Annotated in this window: 17 protein-coding genes and 2 pseudogenes; 11 read left to right on the forward strand and 8 right to left on the reverse strand. The window is 67.7% G+C overall.

The features are described 5' to 3' along the window. Window positions 1-377 precede the first annotated feature (377 nt). A complete protein-coding gene (locus ABZ851_RS14935) occupies window positions 378-1,823 on the forward strand; it encodes an oxygenase MpaB family protein (RefSeq protein WP_361126578.1) in 1,446 nt (481 codons plus the stop codon). Window positions 1,824-1,866: 43 nt separating this feature from the next. Here the strand turns inward: ABZ851_RS14935 and ABZ851_RS14940 are convergent. Beyond that, window positions 1,867-2,022: pseudogene (locus tag ABZ851_RS14940) on the reverse strand (IS5/IS1182 family transposase); the annotation flags it as partial. Window positions 2,023-2,153: 131 nt separating this feature from the next. On the opposite strand from ABZ851_RS14940, the gene ABZ851_RS14945 reads away from it, so the two are divergent. Beyond that, complete coding sequence (locus ABZ851_RS14945) at window positions 2,154-2,642, forward strand: GNAT family N-acetyltransferase (RefSeq protein ID WP_361126581.1); 489 nt, start codon at window positions 2,154-2,156, stop codon at window positions 2,640-2,642. A 164-nt stretch (window positions 2,643-2,806) separates the two neighbouring features. On the opposite strand, the gene ABZ851_RS14950 is transcribed toward ABZ851_RS14945, so the two are convergent. Next, window positions 2,807-3,769, reverse strand: a complete 963-nt coding sequence (locus ABZ851_RS14950) for a glutaminyl-peptide cyclotransferase (RefSeq protein WP_361126584.1) — start codon at window positions 3,767-3,769, stop codon at window positions 2,807-2,809. 1,303 nt (window positions 3,770-5,072) lie between these two features. Here ABZ851_RS14950 and ABZ851_RS14955 point away from each other — a divergent pair. The 3 genes from ABZ851_RS14955 to ABZ851_RS14965 all read left to right on the forward strand — a co-directional run bounded on the left by ABZ851_RS14955 (window position 5,073) and on the right by ABZ851_RS14965 (window position 8,359). After that, on the forward strand, window positions 5,073-5,429 hold the full coding sequence (locus ABZ851_RS14955) for a hypothetical protein (RefSeq protein WP_361126587.1): 357 nt from the start codon (window positions 5,073-5,075) through the stop codon (window positions 5,427-5,429). 61 nt (window positions 5,430-5,490) lie between these two features. After that, the gene (locus ABZ851_RS14960; RefSeq protein WP_361126590.1) at window positions 5,491-6,198 is read left to right on the forward strand and encodes a peptidylprolyl isomerase; all 708 of its coding nucleotides are present in this window, start codon (window positions 5,491-5,493) and stop codon (window positions 6,196-6,198) included. Window positions 6,199-6,733: 535 nt separating this feature from the next. Next, entirely contained in the window at window positions 6,734-8,359 is a 1,626-nt protein-coding gene (locus ABZ851_RS14965; RefSeq protein ID WP_361126593.1) for an AMP-binding protein, read from the forward strand. Window positions 8,360-8,734: 375 nt separating this feature from the next. Here the strand turns inward: ABZ851_RS14965 and ABZ851_RS14970 are convergent, their stop codons facing one another. The 3 genes from ABZ851_RS14970 to ABZ851_RS14980 form a co-directional block, all read right to left on the reverse strand. Next, a complete protein-coding gene (locus ABZ851_RS14970) occupies window positions 8,735-9,919 on the reverse strand; it encodes a serine hydrolase domain-containing protein (RefSeq protein WP_361126596.1) in 1,185 nt (394 codons plus the stop codon). 422 nt (window positions 9,920-10,341) lie between these two features. After that, on the reverse strand, window positions 10,342-10,557 hold the full coding sequence (locus ABZ851_RS14975; protein WP_361126599.1) for a substrate-binding domain-containing protein: 216 nt from the start codon (window positions 10,555-10,557) through the stop codon (window positions 10,342-10,344). Window positions 10,558-10,811: 254 nt separating this feature from the next. Further along, the gene (locus ABZ851_RS14980; RefSeq protein ID WP_361127331.1) at window positions 10,812-11,285 is read right to left on the reverse strand and encodes a recombinase family protein; all 474 of its coding nucleotides are present in this window, start codon (window positions 11,283-11,285) and stop codon (window positions 10,812-10,814) included. 91 nt (window positions 11,286-11,376) lie between these two features. Here ABZ851_RS14980 and ABZ851_RS14985 point away from each other — a divergent pair, with 91 nt between their 5' ends. From ABZ851_RS14985 to ABZ851_RS15000, 4 genes are all read left to right on the forward strand, one after another. Then, window positions 11,377-11,577, forward strand: a complete 201-nt coding sequence (locus ABZ851_RS14985) for a hypothetical protein (RefSeq protein WP_361126602.1) — start codon at window positions 11,377-11,379, stop codon at window positions 11,575-11,577. A 200-nt stretch (window positions 11,578-11,777) separates the two neighbouring features. Further along, window positions 11,778-12,398 (forward strand): flavin reductase family protein, encoded by a 621-nt coding sequence (locus ABZ851_RS14990; RefSeq protein WP_361127334.1) that lies wholly within the window; start codon window positions 11,778-11,780, stop codon window positions 12,396-12,398. Window positions 12,399-12,540: 142 nt separating this feature from the next. Further along, entirely contained in the window at window positions 12,541-12,957 is a 417-nt protein-coding gene (locus ABZ851_RS14995) for a hypothetical protein (RefSeq protein ID WP_361126605.1), read from the forward strand. Between the two features lie 94 nt (window positions 12,958-13,051). Continuing rightward, window positions 13,052-13,369 (forward strand): hypothetical protein, encoded by a 318-nt coding sequence (locus tag ABZ851_RS15000; protein ID WP_361127385.1) that lies wholly within the window; start codon window positions 13,052-13,054, stop codon window positions 13,367-13,369. A gap of 349 nt (window positions 13,370-13,718) precedes the next feature. Here the strand turns inward: ABZ851_RS15000 and ABZ851_RS15005 are convergent. The 3 genes and pseudogenes from ABZ851_RS15005 to ABZ851_RS15015 all read right to left on the reverse strand — a co-directional run. Further along, window positions 13,719-13,829 (reverse strand): annotated as a pseudogene (locus ABZ851_RS15005) (dTDP-4-dehydrorhamnose reductase); the annotation flags it as partial. A gap of 52 nt (window positions 13,830-13,881) precedes the next feature. Beyond that, on the reverse strand, window positions 13,882-14,034 hold the full coding sequence (locus ABZ851_RS15010; protein ID WP_361126608.1) for a hypothetical protein: 153 nt from the start codon (window positions 14,032-14,034) through the stop codon (window positions 13,882-13,884). Beyond that, on the reverse strand, window positions 13,995-15,029 hold the full coding sequence (locus ABZ851_RS15015; protein ID WP_361126611.1) for an aldo/keto reductase: 1,035 nt from the start codon (window positions 15,027-15,029) through the stop codon (window positions 13,995-13,997). Before ABZ851_RS15015 ends, ABZ851_RS15010 begins: the two co-directional genes overlap by 40 nt. Before the next feature lie 579 nt (window positions 15,030-15,608). Here ABZ851_RS15015 and ABZ851_RS15020 point away from each other — a divergent pair. Next, window positions 15,609-16,907, forward strand: a complete 1,299-nt coding sequence (locus ABZ851_RS15020) for a hypothetical protein (RefSeq protein WP_361126614.1) — start codon at window positions 15,609-15,611, stop codon at window positions 16,905-16,907. A 33-nt stretch (window positions 16,908-16,940) separates the two neighbouring features. Further along, complete coding sequence (locus ABZ851_RS15025) at window positions 16,941-18,491, forward strand: hypothetical protein (protein ID WP_361126617.1); 1,551 nt, start codon at window positions 16,941-16,943, stop codon at window positions 18,489-18,491. The last annotated feature ends 40 nt before the right edge of the window (window positions 18,492-18,531 follow it).

Here is an 18,531-nt window from a genome sequence, read left to right on the forward strand (position 1 = left end):
GTTATGGACCGGTGATGCGGTGCAGGCGTTCGGTACACGCCGGGAACCACCCGCCCGGCGACGTCCCCGCAGGTCGAGCAACACATGCATCACGGAAGGTAGCGCAATGGGCACTCAGTGCGATACCGGGATCTCGGTCAGTCGAGGGCACCGGGGGCTGGAATGAGCCACCCAGGTGCAGCCCGAGGCGTGCACCAGGCGGAGCCCGGAAGCGCGCGCCCGTTTCCGCGGCCCTGGGGCGCGTCTCGGACGGGTGAATTCGGGAACCTGGCCGCTTCCGGATTCACGTAGGACCGTTGGGTTGGGCGGATAGCCGGATGATCGCTCTTCGGGCGTCCCCTGCCCATTCCTGTACACGTGCTTGAGGAGACGTTCCCTTGGCTACCGCTGATCTTCCCGGTCCTGACTCGCTGCTGCGCCGCACGCTGGGGGAGTGGCGGATCGGGTTGGTGGCGTGGCGGCTGCTGGTTCTGCAGACCGCGGATCCGGCGGTCGCCGCCGGCATGGCTGACTTCTCCACCTACCGCGCGCACCCGTGGCGGCGTATCGAGCACACCATGGACAGCGGGAAGCGGCTGTTCTTCTCCGACCGCGAAGGGCTACGCCGTGAGGTTGCCCGTCTGGAGCGCACGCACCGCCGTCTGGCCGGGACCGACGAGCAGGGCAGGCCGTTCACAGCGTTGGACCCGGCGGTGCGGGTGTGGGTACTGGTGACCTTGTACGAGTGCATGACGGCGATGCGGGAACTGTCCGGACGCCCGCTGGCGCCGCCTGAACTGGATCAGATGTACGGAGAATTCCGAGCGGTGTGTACCGAGTTCGGCCTCTCCGACGACCTGTTCCCGGCCACCGCCGCGGACGTGCCCGCGTATATGGACCGCACGATCCGCGAGCGCCTCGAATACAGCGAACCCGTGCGCTACCTGCTCTTCGACATGCTCCGTGAAGCACCCGCGCCCCGCCGCCTCGGCCACCTGAAGCCGGCCTGGCCGCTTGTGCGCACGGTGGCCGCCCACGTGATCGGTGCGCTGACCATCGCGGACCTGCCGGAAGCCTTCCGCGAGCGCTTCAACGTGCCCCGAACCCGCCGTGCGGCCCTGCTGTCCTTCCTCCTGCACCGTGGGATGCGCGTGCTGATGAATGCGCTGCCCGAGCAGCGCCGCTACCGCACCCCACTGGCGGGCAACTCCTCGATTTCGGAGCCTCCCACCGCCTCCACCGACCGTCCTTCCCCGCCAAAGGCAAGCCCTGTCCGGCTTCCCGCACCACGCCGCCGCAAGGGTGCCGATTGCCGTCCGGCGCGTCTGCGCACCTTCTTCCGCCTGGTCCTCGACCAGACCGGTGACGGCCGCATCAGCTCGGCCGATCTGCAGGCCATGGCGCACAACGTGTGCTGGCCGCTCGAACTCACCCCTGAACGCGAAGTCCGCGTCTATGCCGCCTTCGAGACCTGGTGGCAGCACCTGCGGACCGGCATGGACGCTGACCACGACGGAGAGGTGACCTGCGAGGACTTCGTCACCGCCATGCTCACCGGGATCGACGCCGGGCCGGGCTATCTCGAGCAGGGGTTGCATGTCGCGGTGCGGGCGGTATTCCACGCTGCGGACACCGACGGCAGCGGACATCTGTGTGCCGATGAGTACCGCACGATCTTCGGCGGCTCCCGGGTCCACCCCGCCGAACTCAACCACGGCTTCCGCCAACTGGACCACGATGGAGACGGCCGCATCACCGAAGACGAATTCGTCCAGGCCTTCACCGCCTACTTCACCGCCCGCACCGACAACACGGCCGGCAGCCAACTCCTCGGACGCCCATAGCGGCCGATGCGGGCCGAAGCGCCGGGAGCAGCCATGATGACGCGGGTAGTTCGCTCTGGCCTTTCTCTCGACGGTGTGGGATGACCAGGCCGGTGCCGCGGTAGCCGCCGTCCGCGATGACGGTGGTCGTACCGACGGCGGCTTTCGCCCCCTACAGTTCCCCTACCTTGCAGTCGTTGCGGTTGCCGGGCAGGACTCGGTCCTCCAGCGGCAGGCCCCGCGGCCGGCCCTTGCGAACGGGGTGACCGGTGAGCCAGGAGCGCAGGCCGAGGAAACGGCTTTGCGTCCCATGTGATCGGCGTGCAAGCCGGCTCGCCGGAGGTACTGAAGATGACCAACGTTGTGTTGAAGCTGTCAGCCCGTGACTTGGTGCATGCGGACTTGGCGTCGTGCAGGTGGGCAGGGTCTGACCACCGCCTGGCTGGCGTCGCCAAGCAGTTGGAACGTGCCCGGATCGGTGAGGTCGACTACCTTGCGGTCTGCCCCGCAACCAACATCCCTGTGGCGAAGGGTGGCGTCGACCATCAGGTCAAGGACGGTGCCGGCACGTTGTGGCAACTGGCGGTCCACCCCGCATTGCAATCGTGTGGGATTGGCACGTTCCTTGTCGCAGCCGCAGAACTGCGGATCAGGAACCGCGGTCTGCGGCAGTCTGAGCTGGCTGTGGAGGAAAACAACCCCCGGGCACGTGCACGATACGAACGACTGGGATACGTCGCGTACGCCCGTCAGCCGGACTCGTGGGACGAGCAAGCCCCTGATGGATCGTTGGGCCGCTACGAAACGATCTGCCCGTTGATGCGGAAGGAACTCGCGTAGGCTCAGTCACCCTCACGGGATCTGCTGGCGAACGCGTCGTCCCAGGTCACGTAGTCGTCGGTGGCGCATCGAGCACGACCACCGCGAGATGAAACAGGCGCGCGGCTCGGCCCGCTTCGAGGGCCGCACTCGGCCCGGTAGCCACCACCACGTCACCCTCGTCTCTACCGCCCATGCCTCTGCACCCTGCAACGGCGTGTGCCTTGCGGCTCCGGTGCAGGGGCAGAAGGTGCCGTATAGCCGGAGGAGGACACCTTCTTCAGAGTTACTTCGTAAACGTGATTCCACAGTTTTCCGGTCACATACATCTTTCGGGCCCACGCATCGAAGGCGATGCCGTTGAGGACTGCGGAGTACGGGCGTGCAGGGTCAGGGTTCAGGCCGGTCATGTCAACCGAGGAGATCACTTTTCCCGTATGGGGGTCGATCTTGATGATTCTGTCCGAGTGGAAAATATTGGCATAGATGCACCCGTCCACGGTTTCCAACTCGTTGATTTTGTCAACCCTCCTACCGTTCTCGGTAACCTGGAACAGCGGCTTTTGATGGCTCGTCTCAGGGTCGATCGAGTACAAGGTGGAGCTACCGTCACTCATGATCAACTGATCGTCGAGGGAGGTGAGTCCCCACCCCTCGGCCGAGATGGAGAACTCGCCGGTCTTCTCAAGGCTCCTCTTGTCGTAGATGAACCCTTGCTTTTCCTTGTAGGTCAACTGGACGAGTTGCCCCTTGTAATCAGTTATTCCTTCGCCGAAGTGCTGTGCATCGAGGGCCTTCCGCTGGATCACCTCGCCGGAATGTACGTCCACCCGGCGGACTTCGGATTCCCCGTACCGCCCGGTGCTTTCGTAGAGCGAGCCATGGTCAGCTGTCAGCCCCTCGGTGAAGGCCTTCGGATCGTGCGGATAGACGTTCCGCACCTTGTACCGGTACTGATCCGGTCCGCTGTCGCCCCCGCCCTTGTCTGTGGTCCGGCACGCACTCTGCCGGTGCTGAGGGGCGGCGGCGCCGGAAACGGTGAGTGCGGACACCAGACAGGTCAGAACGGTGCAGCAAGTCGCACCGCGTGCGGCATGGGATATATGCATGCTGAATTCCTGTGTAGTGCTGGAAAAGAATATCCGCATTCAGCGAGTGGGAGCCGGACGTCCGCGCCTCCATACCTGTTGGTGCCGGTGGGCCGGGTGTGTCGCCTCCCGGCCGACCTGGCTTTGGTTTCGCGACGGGGCCAGGCGGCATGCATGGTGCCGCAGCGTTAGCCGGGGGGAGTGCCGTAGCTGTCGTCATGCGCCCGCCGGGGAATACGGGACAGCCCTTAGATGAACTCTGCGGAGTCTGCGCGAAGTCGACGACCTCCGTCAGTTCGGGCCATTGTGCAGCATCGGTGCCCAGGAAGACGCCGGGCAGGCCGCACCCGGCGGAGGTCACGAAGACGTCGGCGGCGCCCCATTCCCGTTCTGCCGCGACCAGCAGCTGCTCGGTGTGGCCGGCCTGCGTCATCTCGCCGGCGAGGGGAAGCACCGCACCGGGCTGTCCGGCCGGTCCCTCGGTGGGTTGCCCGAGAGAACTGGCGACCACCACCTCCCCGCCCTCCTGGACGAGGAGTCCGGTGTGCGCGAGTGGAGCGTAGCGGACGTTGCGCTAGAAGGGTGGTTCGCCCAGAAGTGCGCGCTGCCTGCTCCGTCCGAGTCCAGTGCGTGCACTCGTGGACGGCCAACTCGCGTCACCGGAGAGCGAGGACCGGGAGCGAGGCGGGGGGGAACGCCCGGGCGGGCCCGGGGCCGGGGTGGCGCGGTGGCCGAAGTCTTGCTTTCCGTTCGGTGGCACTGCCGAAACCGCACTCCGCAGGCGAGGTCAAAAACCGCTCCAAGAAGGCCTCGCCGCGGCCGGACCTGGTGCGGGACGGGCATAGCGCATGAATGGAGTAACGGGTTTTGCACCTGTCGAGTCGAATCCACGCCAAATTTTGGAGCGCCCTTCACGGCTTTGAAAGCACCCGCAATGACCAATGCTTCCGGAAATGGCAGGCTTGAGGTAGCAGTTCGGATCCAGCCTCAAACGGGGGTCGGATCTGAGTATTGAAACGGTAAATACACAGAAGATGTCTCGCATTCTGGGACCGATGGTTTTCCGCCTGCGGCCCGGAGCTGCGGCGCTCGACGTACCCGGCGCACGGGCCGCACAGTCTTGGCCTGGCCGAAGGCACGGGGGACGCTTCGACCTGGACGGCTTTGGCCGCGTCGTGGCTTCGCGAACGTGCGGAAGCCTGAGGGCGGATGTCCGCCGGCTCCGGGCCAGAGGTGTGGTTCGCCGATCGCCCGGGGCGACCATGGGCCGGCTTCGCAGTCACGTCCTGCCGTTGGATTCCCGTGTTCAGGAGCCCTTGGCGATCGCGATGATGACTGCGTCGCCGCCGAGGTTTACGCCGGCATGACGGAGCAGGTCGTCCAAGCCACAATCTCCATCGGGGCACCACGAGCACCGTGCTACGTGGTGATCGAGGGGGAGGCGCTGACCGTCAAGCCGATCAGCATCCCCGCGGACTTCCAGGAAATCCAGCTGGGTGTCTATCAGCACCTGTGCGACGACAACTGCGAGCCGTGCTTCGACGGAGACGCCAGCTACCCGTCGTCACAATTCTGGGCCCTTGCCCAGCGCGATCACATGTGGCGGACCTTATGCCAGTCGGCGCTGTGCCACATCCGAAGTGGCCTGCGGCCGCAGGCTGACGGCTGGGAGGCGGATGTGGCCGGCGGGCGGCTTCTCGCCTGTCGGGCCGCGCTTTAGACTGCGACGGCTCCGAAATCTGGCGATTTTCTGGAGGGTGTGCAGGATGAGGCGAACTCTCATGACCGCATTGGCTGCGGCGGCGCTGGTCGTGTCCTGGGGCGGTACTGCCTCTGCTTCCGGCGCCCCGCCGCGCACCACGCACGGTCCTTGCCAGTACACCCAGACCCCGGAAGAGCCGGCGGCGCGGCGGGTTCCCCTGCCGCCCGATCCGCGGCACACCCCCAGCCACGGCACGGTCGGTATGGCTGTCCGGACCAGCCAGGGCCCCCTCCCGCTGCGTCTGGACCGGGCGAAGGCGCCGTGCACGGTCCAGAGCTTCGTACACCTGGCGCGGCACCGGTTCTACGACCGTACGGTGTGCCATCGACTGACGGCGTATCCGACGCTGAAGGTCCTGCAGTGTGGCGACCCGACCAGTACTGGCGAGGGCGGGCCGGGGTACAAGTACAAGGACGAGCTGCCGGTGGACCTACCGCCGGCACCGAGCGACCCGACCGGCGTCCGTCGCCTTTACGGGCGCGGCTTGCTGGCGATGGCCAACGCCGGTCCGAACACGAACGGTTCGCAATTCTTCGTCGTCTACGGCGACTCCGCGCTGCGACCGAACTACACGGTGTTCGGCACGGTCGGTGCCGCCGGCCTGAAGACTCTCGACAAGATCGCCGCCGGCGGTATCGAACCAACTGCGCAGGACCCGGCCCCTGTCGACGGCACGCCCGTGCTGCGGACCGAGCTGGTCAGCGTCCGGCCGTCCTGCCTGCCCTGACGCGAATTGTGGGAGGGTGCGACGCCCTGTCGTCATCAGCCCGGGAGGGTTCGCAACAGCGGATCAACCGACGCGACGCCGAAAGCGCACGCGGTCGTCATCAGCCCAGGAGGGACCAAGAGGTGGCGAACCCTCCTGGGCTGATGACGAGCCCTGGCGCTGTACGAAGCCGCCGAACTGCAACTGCTCAGCGCCAGCGACGGCGCCTGTGCGCCCTGCAGGGCCAGGCAGGCCGTCTGTGGAGATGCTGGTCATGGGCGAGCTTCACACCCCCGCAGGGCAGCGGCCTGTGGTTCACGCGGTGCGTCGGGGCAATCTTGCTGGCGTTCCGGGGCTCTCCGTGCAAGGGCCTGTTGGGACCACACCACGGGGAGCGATGCCCCGCCTTGATGACGGGCGTCCGGTGCGCTCTCTCAGACGCTCAACTGACCTGCGAATACCGAATTTGTATCGCGGGGATGATACTCCGTCGGGCGATGGCCGAAGGTGGCCCCCGTGAGGTCAGGGCCGCTGAGCGGCATGTTTGCATGTGTTGGTGATCGTTAACGCACAGGAAATATCCGAGCCGCGGACGTACGTGGACCGCATTCTGGAGCACTGGAACAAGGACGAGGACGCCGAGGCGCTCGTCCAGGGGACGCAGCGGCTGACCAGAGGGGAAGCCCGGCGGCAACTGTTCAGGCTGGGGCATGCGCTGCGGGGGCAGGGGCTCGCGCCCGGCGACGGGGTGGGGCTTTTTCTGGCCAACCGTGTCGAATCCGTCCTCGTTCAGCTCGCCGTCCATCTCATCGGCTGCCGCGTCGTCTTCTTGCCGCCCGAGCCGGGGCCCGGCGAACTCGCCGCGCTCGTCGAGCAGTCCCGGGCGCGCGCCGTGGTCACCGACCCGCTCTTCGCGGAACGGGCCGCCGATGCGGCCGGCCGCAGCGTCCACGCCCCCACACTGCTCAGCCTCGGCCCTTGTGAGCAGCGGTGCGCGGACCTGCTGGCCCTGGCGGCCGAGTGCCCGGACGCGCGCCCCGACGGTGTGCCCGCCCCGGGAGCGGACGAGGCCGTTACCGTCCTCTACACCGGCGGAACCCTGGGCCGCCCCAAGCTTGCCGCGCACACCCACCGGCTCTACGACACGCTGGTCGACCTGGTGACGGACGCAGCGGAGGACTCCGGCCCCGCGTTCTTCCCGACCATGGACCCGAGCACGGACAGGGTGCTCGCCGCCACGCTGCTCACGCACGGCAGCGGCCATATCACCTCGATCCAGGCCCTGGTGACGGGGTCCGCCCTGGTCGTGCTGCCCGAGTTCGAAGCGGGCGCGGCGCTGACGGTGCTGCGCGAGGAGCGGATCACCGCCACCCTGTTCGTGCCGCCCATGATGTACGCGGTGCTCGACCATCCGGAGTGCAAGCCGGGCGTCCTGCCCGCGCTGCGGCAGATCGTCGTGGGCGGCGCGGCCACGTCGCCCAGCCGGCTGCAGCAGGCGGTCGAGGTCTTCGGGCCGGTGCTCGGCCAGGGCTACGGGCAGTCGGAGGCGCTCGGCATCGCCGCGTTCGGCGCGGAGGAGCTCGCTTCGGAGTGTGCCCTGCGCCCCGAGCTCTGGCGCAGCTGCGGTCGCGCGATATCCGACACCGAGATCGAGATCCGTGCCGAGGACAGCACTGCGGCGTTGCCCGTCCGGCAGGTCGGCGAGGTGTGTGTCCGGGGCAACGCGGTGATGCTCGGCTACTACGAGGACCCGGAGCGCACCGCGGCGGCACTGCAGGACGGCTGGCTGCGCACCGGCGACCTGGGCTACCTCGACGCCGAGGGCTACCTCTATCTCGTCGACCGGGCCAAGGACATCATCGTCACCGGCAGCACCAGCGACAACGTCTACTCCAGAGTCCTGGAGGACTTCCTGCTCACGCTGCCCGGTGTGCGCAACGCGGCGGCGCTGGGCGTGCCGGACGAGGAGTACGGGGAGGCCGTACAGATCTTCCTTGCCACGGCCGAGGGTGTCGAGATCGACCCGGAGGCGGTCGGCGCGGCGGTGACCGCCGAGCTGGGAGAGCTGTACACGCCCCGGAAGACGGTGCTGCTTGACCAGCTGCCGACGACCAAGGTCGGCAAGGTGGACAAGAAGGCGCTGCGCGCCGCGTGGACGAGCGGCGCCTCGACCACGCCGTAGGCTCTGTTGTTATGGAGGCACCCGGCCGGTTGGGGGTCAAGTGCGCTGTGAACACAGGGTTGTGTTGGCGCGCCTCGACCGGCTGTGCCTCCCCTGTGAAAGAGCGGAAGTGCGGGGCAGCTGTCCTCTGGGTGCCCTACCGAGGTCGCAGAGGCTGTGTTCGTGCTGGAGCCTCCCGGGCTCGATCCCCTCACCGAGGGACACGTCGCCATCTGGATCCCGGACGGGTGGGTCACCCTCGGTGACGAGCGTGCTGACCTGGGCGGCGCGCACTGCCTGGTGAGTGCAGGGAACCGGTCGGCGGCGGAGCACTGGATTTCTCTCCCGCCCGCACAGGCCCACGGCAACCCGACGATCCGGTGCCGACATCCCTGCCTACCTGGCCGCGGGCTCCGCGGGCAGGTTGAAGACGTGGCCCGGCGTGACGATCTTCGTGATCTCCTCGCCGAAAAGGGTGGTGGGCTCCTGGTTGTCGTGGTCGATGTCGGTGTTCAGCAGGACGACGAGGGTCGCCCGTGCCGACGGCAGATAGACCACCAGGGACTCGTAGCCCGGCAGCGAACCGTTGTGCCCGATCCACCCCTGGACGCTGAAGAGACCGAGGCCGTACCCGATGCCCGGGATGGGGGTCGGGGGTGTGGTGAGCCGCTGCTTCTGGAGGTCGGGACTGATCAGGTCGCCGCCGCCGGGCAGTTTGCCCGTGGCCACCGCACGCGCCCATACGCGCAGGTCCTGCAGATTGGAGATCATCGCGCCGGCCGCCCAGGCCCATGAAGGGTTCCAGTCGGCCGCGTCCTGGACGTCCCCGTTCGCGGTCTGGGTCGTGTATCCCTGCGCGTGCGGGATCGGGAACGTGGCGTCGGCCGGCAGGAGCGTGTGGTCCAGACCGGTCGGTTTCAGGACGTCCTTCTTGATGTAGTCGCGCAGTCGCTGACCGGTGACCTTCTCGATGACGAGGCCGAGCAGGATGAGGTTGGTGTTGGAGTACTCGAACTTCTTTCCCGGCGGGAACAGCACAGGGTGCTGGAAGGCGTAGCCGAGCAACTGCGGCGGGGCGAAAGGCTGGTATGGGTCGTTCGTCAGCGCCTCGTAGAAGGCCTCGTCCTTGGAGTAGTTGAACAGGCCGCTGCGCATCCCGGCCAGCTCGCGCAGGGTGATCTTGCTTCCGTTGGGTACGCCTTCGACGTACTTCCCGATCGGATCGTCCAGGTTCACCTTGTGCCGGTCGACCAACTGCAGCAGCGCCGTCACGGTGAACGTCTTGGTCACGCTCCCGATCCGCATGTACAGACCCGGCGACATGGCCTGGCCGTTGCTCTGGTTGGCGAGCCCGAAGGACCGCACATAGTTACCGTCGGGCGTCCACAGTCCCACGGTCACACCCGGGATGTTCGCCTCCTGCATGATCCGCTGGACGACGGTGTCGAGTTGCAGCGTCACGCCAGGGGTGATGTCACGAACCTCGTCCGGGGACGCCGATGGGGAAACGGACGGCGACGGTTTCGCCGACACGGCGGGGCCACCGCATCCGGCCACGCCCGCGACCGGCAGTGCGAACATCCCTGCCGCGGTAGCCGCCGCGGCCGCCCGACGCAAACGTATTCGGAAATGCGTCATGGAGTGACTCCCCACCATGCGAGGACACGTTCCGCAACTCCCAGCCCGAGCATGTGTGCACACCCGTGTGAGCACGAGCGCGGGATGAACATGTGTCCGCCTACGGCGCGACTGCACAGAAGCCGCAGGTCACGGCCGTGCCCTGGGACACGGGCCGCAAGGTCCTGAACCTCCAGCTTAGGAGCGCCCGCGCCCTGCCGCGCGTCGGCGCCGTGCGCAATCCGGTCGGCGCCGTCCGGGTGGTCCCCTCAGCCTTGGGCCCGCAGCCCGCAGCCCGCAGTCCGCAGCCCGGACCCCAGGGCCCTGTGGTCGGCCTCGCGCCTGCCGGGCGACGCCCGGCCTGTCCCGCGGGCGGACGACGGGAGTTACGACAGGGCCCGGCGCGGCGGCGCCGTGGTCGCGCGGACCACGAGTCGCGGCGCGATGACGGTCTCGGGGTCCGGCGCCGCCTCCGCCTCCATTCGGGCGATGGCCCGGCCGACGGCGGGTTCCGCCAGGCGTGGGATGTCCTGTCCGACAGTGGTCAGGTCGATGTGGGCGAGGCGGGCCAGGCAGCTGTCGTCGAAGCCGACCACGGACATCTCGCCGGGGACGGGGGCACCGGCGCACAGGAAGGCGGCGTCGAGGACGCCCGTCGCACAGCGGCGTTGAAGGCGAGGACCGCGCTGGGCCGCGGACGGGTGGCCAGCAGAGTGCGGACGGTCGCGGCGCCGTCCTCCTCGGTGAGTCCGCCGGGCAGGACGCAGATGTGGTCGGCGAGGCCGTGGCGGGTCATCGCGGTGCGGTAGCCACGGCGGCGGTGCCCGGTGCCCTGCCTCCGTCGATGTGAGCGATGTCACGGTGTCCGAGTGTCACGAGGTGGTCGACGGCCTGGCGGGCGCCCTCGTCGTCGGCGGTCCGTACGACGTCCACGCCGGGTACCGCCGGGCGCAGCCGGCGGGCAGCGACCGGAGCTTGGGAGCGACGAGGGGCTCCCACGTTCCCAGCAACGGGCGCCCCTCGTCGTCGAAGAGAACCAGGGACCAGCCGTCCCCAGCCGTGGCAGCTTGTAGTCGGTGCTTGCCGGAGCAGGAGACATGCTCGCGTAGCGAGGATTGCGGAGCATCCTTGCGATCATTGTGGACGACCAGGTGCTCGCGGCGGGGGGCTTGATCCCTTCTGCGTTGAAGGCCTTGGCGATACTGTAGGCCGATTCCCCCGACATGAAGTCCTGGAAGATCCGGACGACGACGTCGGTCTCGTCCGGAAGAAGCTGCCCCTTGTGCTCGCCTTTGCGGACCCAGCCGTAGGCGATGCGGCCCTGGGCGATTCCGTTCTGGGCGGCAGAGAGACTGACGAGCGACGCGGCGGGCGGTGTCCTCGGAGGGCTTGAGCGCCATCACGCACATCATGCGTGCCATGTGACGGTCGCTGTCGTTGATGAGGTTCATGCGGCCGCCGGTAGCGCCGGTGACCGGCCGCTTGACGTACTCGACGATGTCGGTGAGATCTTCGAGATCTTGAGGCTGGCGGTCGACACCGGCTTCGAGGCCGAAGCGGTCGGAGGAGATGCGCAGGTAGGCGCCAGGACGCTTGGGGCGTATGCCGCAAGGCGGTCGTAGAGGTTGAGGGTGACTTGGCCGCCGCGGGCGTGGGCGGGGACCTCGAAGTCCTCCCAGACGGTGGGGGCTGCTGTGGGCACGATGTCGGCTCCTGGTGCTCGTCGGCTCCGATACCGGGTACTTTCCGCCGAACTCAGGGGTTTGGTGATGCCGTGGATCCGCTGTACGGTCTGCGGCCGCGCACCTGGATACTGATCACCATGCGCACTGACTTTGATCCCGCTGCCATGTCCCGCAACGAGTTCTACAAGCTCCTGACCGCGGTGGTCGTGCCGCGGCCCATCGCCTGGGTGTCGACGATCAGCCCTGATGGTGCTTCTGCGAACCTGGCCCCCCACTCCTTCTTCACGATCGCGAGTGTCGCGCCGCCCGTGGTGCAGTTCAGCTCCGTCGGTCGCAAGGACACCCTGCGCAATGTCGAGGCGACCGGGCAGTTCGTGGTCAACCTTGCGCCCGAGGGGCTCTTCGGGCAGATCAATGACACGGGCACCGACTTTCCGCACGGGGTGAGCGAGTTCGAGGCGGCCGGGATAGCCACCGAGCCGAGTTTGCGTGTCAAGCCTCCGCGGGTGGCGGCCTCGCCGGTGGCGCTGGAGTGTGAGGTGCACAGCACGCTGGGCATCGGGGATTCCACCGTCGTGTTCGGGCGCGTGGTGCATGCCGCGGTCTCGCAGGACGTACTGGTCGACGGCCATCCCGAGATCTCCCGGCTGAAGCCCCTGTCGCGGCTGGGGAAGGACGAATGGAGCACGGTTGGTGAGGTGCGGGAGATTTCCCGTATTCGCCACGCGGACTGGCGGGGGCCGGCGGGCAATCGGTAGGAGATCGACAGGAGGCGGAGCGGAGTCTCCGGGGAGGGGGCTTTCGTGCTCGGCCGGTGCCCGTTTTCGTGCGCGGTCAGCGGCCGGGCCGGCTACCTGTTGACCAGGGAGCGTGACATGGGGTGGCGATGTCGTCCCGCCCATGACGCACCCGGCGGTCCGGCTGGTGCTTCGGCTGGTCCCCGAACCTCAACCCCGCCCGACCGGGGTGAGGGAACTCCTGGTGGACGGCGTGCCGTTCGGGCGGCAGCAGGCGCCGCTGGGCAACGTGCTGCGGATGGCGGCCCCCGGGGCCGAGCAGCGACTGATCCCGGGCATACCGGGGGCTGTCCGGTTCGGCGGGCTGCCGGCCGGCATGAAGCAGGTCGAGCTGTGGCTGCCGCAGCAGACCCCCACGGAACTGGTGGGCCTGCGTGCCGACGGCGAGGTGTTGGCGCCGCTGCCGGACGGGCGACGCCGTTGGGTGCACTACGGCAGTTCCATCAGCCACTGCCTGGAGGTCGACGGCCCGACCGGCACCTGGCCGGTGGGGCGGCAATGCTCGGGGGAGTGGAGGTGATCAATCTCGGCCAGGCGGGCAACGAGATGCTGGATCCCTATGTCGCCCGGACGATCCGCGATCTTCCGAGACCCCGCTGCTGCTGATCTCCCCGGTGAGCTGTCCGACCTTCGAGGAGCGTCCCGGTCCGGTCGCGATGGGTGCGGACGGGAAGATCACGGCCCTGGGTGACCCGGCGGACGTGACCGGTGGGGCTTTGTCGCTGACTTTGGTGCGTGCCGAGCTGGCCCGGATCGTGGCGGTCCGGCGGGCGCACGATCCCCATCTGCACTATCTCGACGGACGCGAACTGCTCGGGCCCGACGAGGTGGCCGACCTGCCTGATGGCCTGCATCCCACCGCCGCCGCGTACCGCCGGATGGGCAAGCGTTTCGCTGCACACGCCTTTGTGGACGGCGGTCCGTTCGGCTGACCACCCTGGCTCCGGGCCCGTGCTGGGTGTGGGTGCGGAGCCCGGTAGGACGTGGCGCTGCAGTTCCGTGACGAGGCGCTGACGGGCCGACGGGGCCACCTCCCCCGGGCCCGGAGGCTGCCGCTCCACCGTGCGTAGCAGCAGCCCGTCGGCCTGGACGGCGTTGCTGGTACCGGCGAGTGCGGTGGCTGCCCGCTCCACCCCCGCGTCGGCGAGCACGGCCTCGGTCGGCACCGCGACTTCCAACACCCTTGCATTTTCGGAAGGTTCACCGCTTCCGGCGCCCTACCACCGCGCCGATTTCGTCCGGAGGACGGAGGTCGGCGCGCAGCCATTCCGCCCCGTCGGGGCTGCCGGGCCGGGTCGCGTAGATCGCCGCCACTGCCCGGCCGACCGCCGTCGCCTGCCGGACCAGCTCCCTGCCGAGGAAGCCGCTGCCACCGATGGCGAGAAGGGTCATGGCACGACACGGTATGCCGGGCCGGCGCCCGGCGGGGCAGGAAGCGTGCCCTTCAATCCCCCTGGACGATTTCCCCGGCGCCGAACCGCAACGCGCAATCCCCCATCTCCGCGCTGCCGACCAGCAGCTGTACCAGCTCGATCGACCATTTCCAGTCGCAGTTCTTCACCCCGAGCAGGGCCGCCAGCACCTCGTGCAGCGGCATCCCGAGGTACCGCCGCTTGAGGCCCGTTCGAGAGGGACCCGTACGCCATCCAAGTCCGCTTCTGCCACATGGCCTTGCCCCACCAGCCACTGCCCGACGAACGTCCGCTCCACCTGCCGCCCTTGGCGCTGTGCCGCCTGCGTCAGGCTGCCGCGCAGAGCCTGGGCGCCGGTGCCCTCGCACAAACCGCTCAGCCAGGCGGCGAGTTCCGGGCGGAGGATGAAGGAGGTGCCGTTGTCCTGGCAGACGCTGCGCTGCTTCCGCCAATCGCTGATCTTGTCGAGCGCTGCGTACTGCTCGTCCCCGGTGAAGCCGTCGTGATCGGGACCGCGGCCGAAGTTCTTCAGGTTCGTCTGCTGGGTGATGGCGGTTCCGCTGCTGCTGACCATGGTGGCGTTGGACTCGCCGCCAGGCCCGGGGAAGTTCCCCGCCATGGTGTAGATGAAGCCGTTGAGATCGTCGGGCGAGGAGAGGTCGAGACCCATCTGGCTGGCCGTCCGGATGACGTCGTAGTAGTAGAGGTGGGCACCGGACGCCTTGATCGCCTGCTCCACGGTCTCGCTGAGCAGCACGCTCTCAACGGAGTTCTCCACCAGGTCGATCCCACCGGCCGCGCCCAGTTCTGGCAGCAGACCGACGTGGCTCTCCCCGACGTTCCCCAGCCCGATCCGCTGGGCCGCCCCGTCTCCCTTCAGCTCGTTGAGGACCTGCCAGGCAGCCCGGAGCGTCTGAGGGTCCGCATCCAGGTTGTGGATGACCAGGGCGTCCAACCTGCCGCCGAAGAGCCCGGCGACGCCGTGCCAGCGGCGGCGCAGGCCGTCGGCCGGCTCGCCGTTGCGGACGTCGAACTTGTAGAGGATCTCGTAGCTGTCCCGGGGCAGGCCCCGCAGCGCCTCGGCGACGAGGCCGTTGTTGCGGTAGCTCTCCGCGGTGTCGAAGGGGCGATATCCGGCCTGGACCGCCGAGGCCAGCTGTTCCTCGTCCCGCCCGTTCACTCCGAAGACCAGCCATGGCGCGGCGGTCTTCGGCGGTGCCGAGTCGGTGGGCGGTTAGACCATGCGCTGGACGATGGCATGGCCGGCCGAGCTTTGGAGCGCGAGGAGACCGGCGGTGGAGAGGGGCGTCGGAGAAGCGGTGGAATTCCGGCGGGGCGGTGCGGCTGCTGTTACGGCGCCAGGCCGGGGCCGACTGCCCTGTTGCGGGTGTGCATGCATGGCTCCCACCTCAAGTGGTCGGTGGGTCGCGGATGAACGTAGTGGAGGTGCGGACGGCGCGGTAGGCGGCCGTAGGGGTGCACTTTCTCAACTTCCTTGCAGAAACGTTCAGTTGGGGAACGAAGGAAACATCAGTGCACTGCTATTCGCTCACGCGTTCCTTGTTTGGCTTTCACGCTAACTCGTTCGTATGAATGTGGCGTTCGGGGGAGTGCCGTTTCGCTGCTGCGAGAAAATACCGTTGGTTCATTCGGTGCAGCGTGCGTGGGAGGGATTGGTATGGCAAACCCTGAGGAATGGGCAGTGGCCGGAAATCGGGTGCCGCATTCCATCGCGATCGGTCCGAGGAAATATCTCTGGGTGACTACCTCCAACAATGCTCTGATCAAGGTCAATCCGAACGGGCCGGAAACGCAGGCCCCGATCACCAGGGATATCCCGCAGTACACCGCCGGGCTCGCCAACGATCCGGATCCCACGCGCGACCGCAAGTGCATCTGGTTCGCCTCCCCCGCCGGACCGCAGTCCATCGACCCCATCTACGAATTCGACGTGGACGAGGAGGAGTTCCGCAAGCACGACCTGGAGCCCGACGCCCTGGCCCAGACCGTGTCCGCATTCACGGTCAAGGACCCCGGAAGCCCGGACGACAAGCCGACCTATTCGCACTACATCGCTTTCGCCGAGCCCAAGTACTCGTACGTCGGCCACATCCTGGTCGGCGAAAGGCCGGTCACCAAGCATCCGCTCCCCAGGGACGACGCCAACTTCAGCACCTATTTGTGGTCCGTGGCGGTAAGTGTCAGCGGTGACGAGTACACGTACTGGGCGACTGGTCGGAACAGGGAATCCCGGTCGAAGAACGGCCTGTACACCTACACGCCGCGCCGGCACGGCAGCAAGTGGGAGCGCATCGAACTCCCGCACTCCGGCAGTCCGATCCACGTCATCACGGACTCCACGTGCGTCTGGTTCGGGTCGATCAATCCCAACAAGCTGAACCGGTACGAGATCAAGGAAAACTCCATCACATACTCCGAATACACTCTTCCCGACGAGCCACGGCAGTTGCTGAAGGGGCCGGACAACATGATCTGGGTGGCCGGTGGCGGTCATATTCACCGCTTCAGGACGAACCGTGAGGTCAAATATGTGGATTCGGTGGCCCTGCTGTCCGGGAGCGAGGCAGAGGGGCTCTGTCTGAGCCCTGAGCAAAAGGACGGGAACGGCAAGCTCATCAAGAACGCCGAGATCTGGTACACCAGCCCCAAGAGCAAGAAAATCGGGCGGTACATCGTCCCGGCGGCCCCCTCGTTCCGGCTCGGAAAGACCCAATTGGTCAGTCAGCCGACGGACACGGTCGCCCCGGGCGAACTCGTCCCCGTCCCGATGGTCGCTTCGTACGTCTCCAACGCCGAGCCGACCCCGGGCATCCCGCTCACCTGCCGAGTGGTGTCCTCGGACCCCGACAACAGCACCACCGCCTTCGCCGACGGCACCACCGAGTGCGTCATCCAGACCGACACCACCGGCACGGGGTACTTCCCGCCGCTGCGGGCGGGTTCGACGGAGGAGGAGCTGGAACTGGAGATCAGCTACTCCGGGACCGAGGAGCCCACCCGGGCCCCGTTGACCGTCAAGCAGCCGGACGACAACTGACCGGTCCGGACCAGGAGGAGGAAGGCGAACACGATGGACACCCCCCAGTCCCCCAATCACTTCGACCTCAGCGGCTCGGCCAAACCGGTCGCCCTCGCGCCGCCGCTGGCCGGCGACCCGTACGTCTGGTTCGTCACCGGCGCCGCCGAGATCGGGCGCTTCAAGACCGCCGCCCCGCACGACAGCAAGGTCTTCCCACCTGGTTACCCCTCGCCCCGACAGGCCGGAACGCTCGCCACCCGGATCGGCACGATCTGGACCTACGCGCACAACAGCGACGACGGCCGGGTGGTCACCTGTACCGCGTCCGGCGACTACACGACGGGCGGCACCGGACCCAACGCCCTCTGCCTGGCCCTGGCCTTCGGCTCGGACGGTGATGAGAAGGAACGCCTCGTCGCCACCAACCACGGCCGCAAGGGGCTCCTTCTCATCGAGATGAGGAAGGGGGCGGTGGCGTACTCCGGCAACTACGAGGCGGCGCTGTACGGCCTGGCCATCGGGGCCGGCAACCCCACGGAGTACTGGATCACCTGCCCGGAGAAGAAGCGGCTGCTGACCTTCGACGCCGCGACGGGCAAGTTCTCCCCCCATCCGGTCGAGCTCGATTTCGAGCCGCGGGCCGTGGCCGTCTCCGAGGCGATGCCGCGGATGGTCTGGGTGGCGACCACCACCAAGAAGATCGCCCGGTACAACGCGGACGACCCCGGGACGGTCTACGTCGACACGCCCGCGGTCCCCGGGCGGCTGCTCGTCCTGGCCGACGGCGCGCTCTGGTTCACCATGCCGGACGCTGACCAGATCGGCTGGATCGAGGCGGGCGGCACCGAGGTGGCCGGCACCATCTCGACCGGCAAGGGCAGCAGGCCGTCCGGGCTCGCGGTCGACCGGAACGGAACACTGTGGACCTCCCTGGAAGGCACGGGGCAGATGTTCCGGGTCTCCGAGTACCAGCTGATCCCCCTCTCCGGGCAGGGCCAGAACGCCGGCGTCGGTACCGACTTCCCCCAGCCGCTGGTGGTGAAGGCGGAACGGCTGGACCAAGACCCGCAGGAGGGGGCGGCGATCACCTTCACGATCGTCGGCGACGAAGCCCGCTTCCCGGGCGACAAGAGGATCGACGAGCGGACTACCGGCAAGGACGGCAAGGCCACCAGCGCCTTGCTGCACGCCGAGTCACCGGGCACCTTCTCGGTCACCGCCGAGTGGAAGGAGGAGGGCGGCTTCACCCGCTTCGAGAACCTCACCGTGCAGGCGGTCGTCGGCAACGCGGATTCCACCCGCTATGTCTCCGGTGCGGGTCAACACGTCGATCCCGAAACGGACTTCCCGGAGCCGCTGAGGGTGAAGGTGGTCGACAAGAACGGTGCTCCGGTGCCGGACGTGCTGGTCAGCTTCCGGATCACGCCCAGCAAGCAGGCGAGTTTCCCCAACGGCAAGCCGTCCGCCAACGTCAAGAGCGACAAGGTCGGGATCGCCACCGCGCCGACCCTCACCGCCGGCGAGCAGTCCGCCTCGTTGAAGATCGAGGTATTTGCGGCGAACACCGAGGCGGGGACCGTACTGCGCGAGTACATCAACTGAGAAAACCGGAAAATACAGCGTCTCATCGTCTCTATACGGG

Origin of the sequence: Streptomyces sp. NPDC047049 (assembly GCF_040643995.1) — a bacterium.
Classification (GTDB): domain Bacteria; phylum Actinomycetota; class Actinomycetes; order Streptomycetales; family Streptomycetaceae; genus Streptomyces; species Streptomyces mooreae.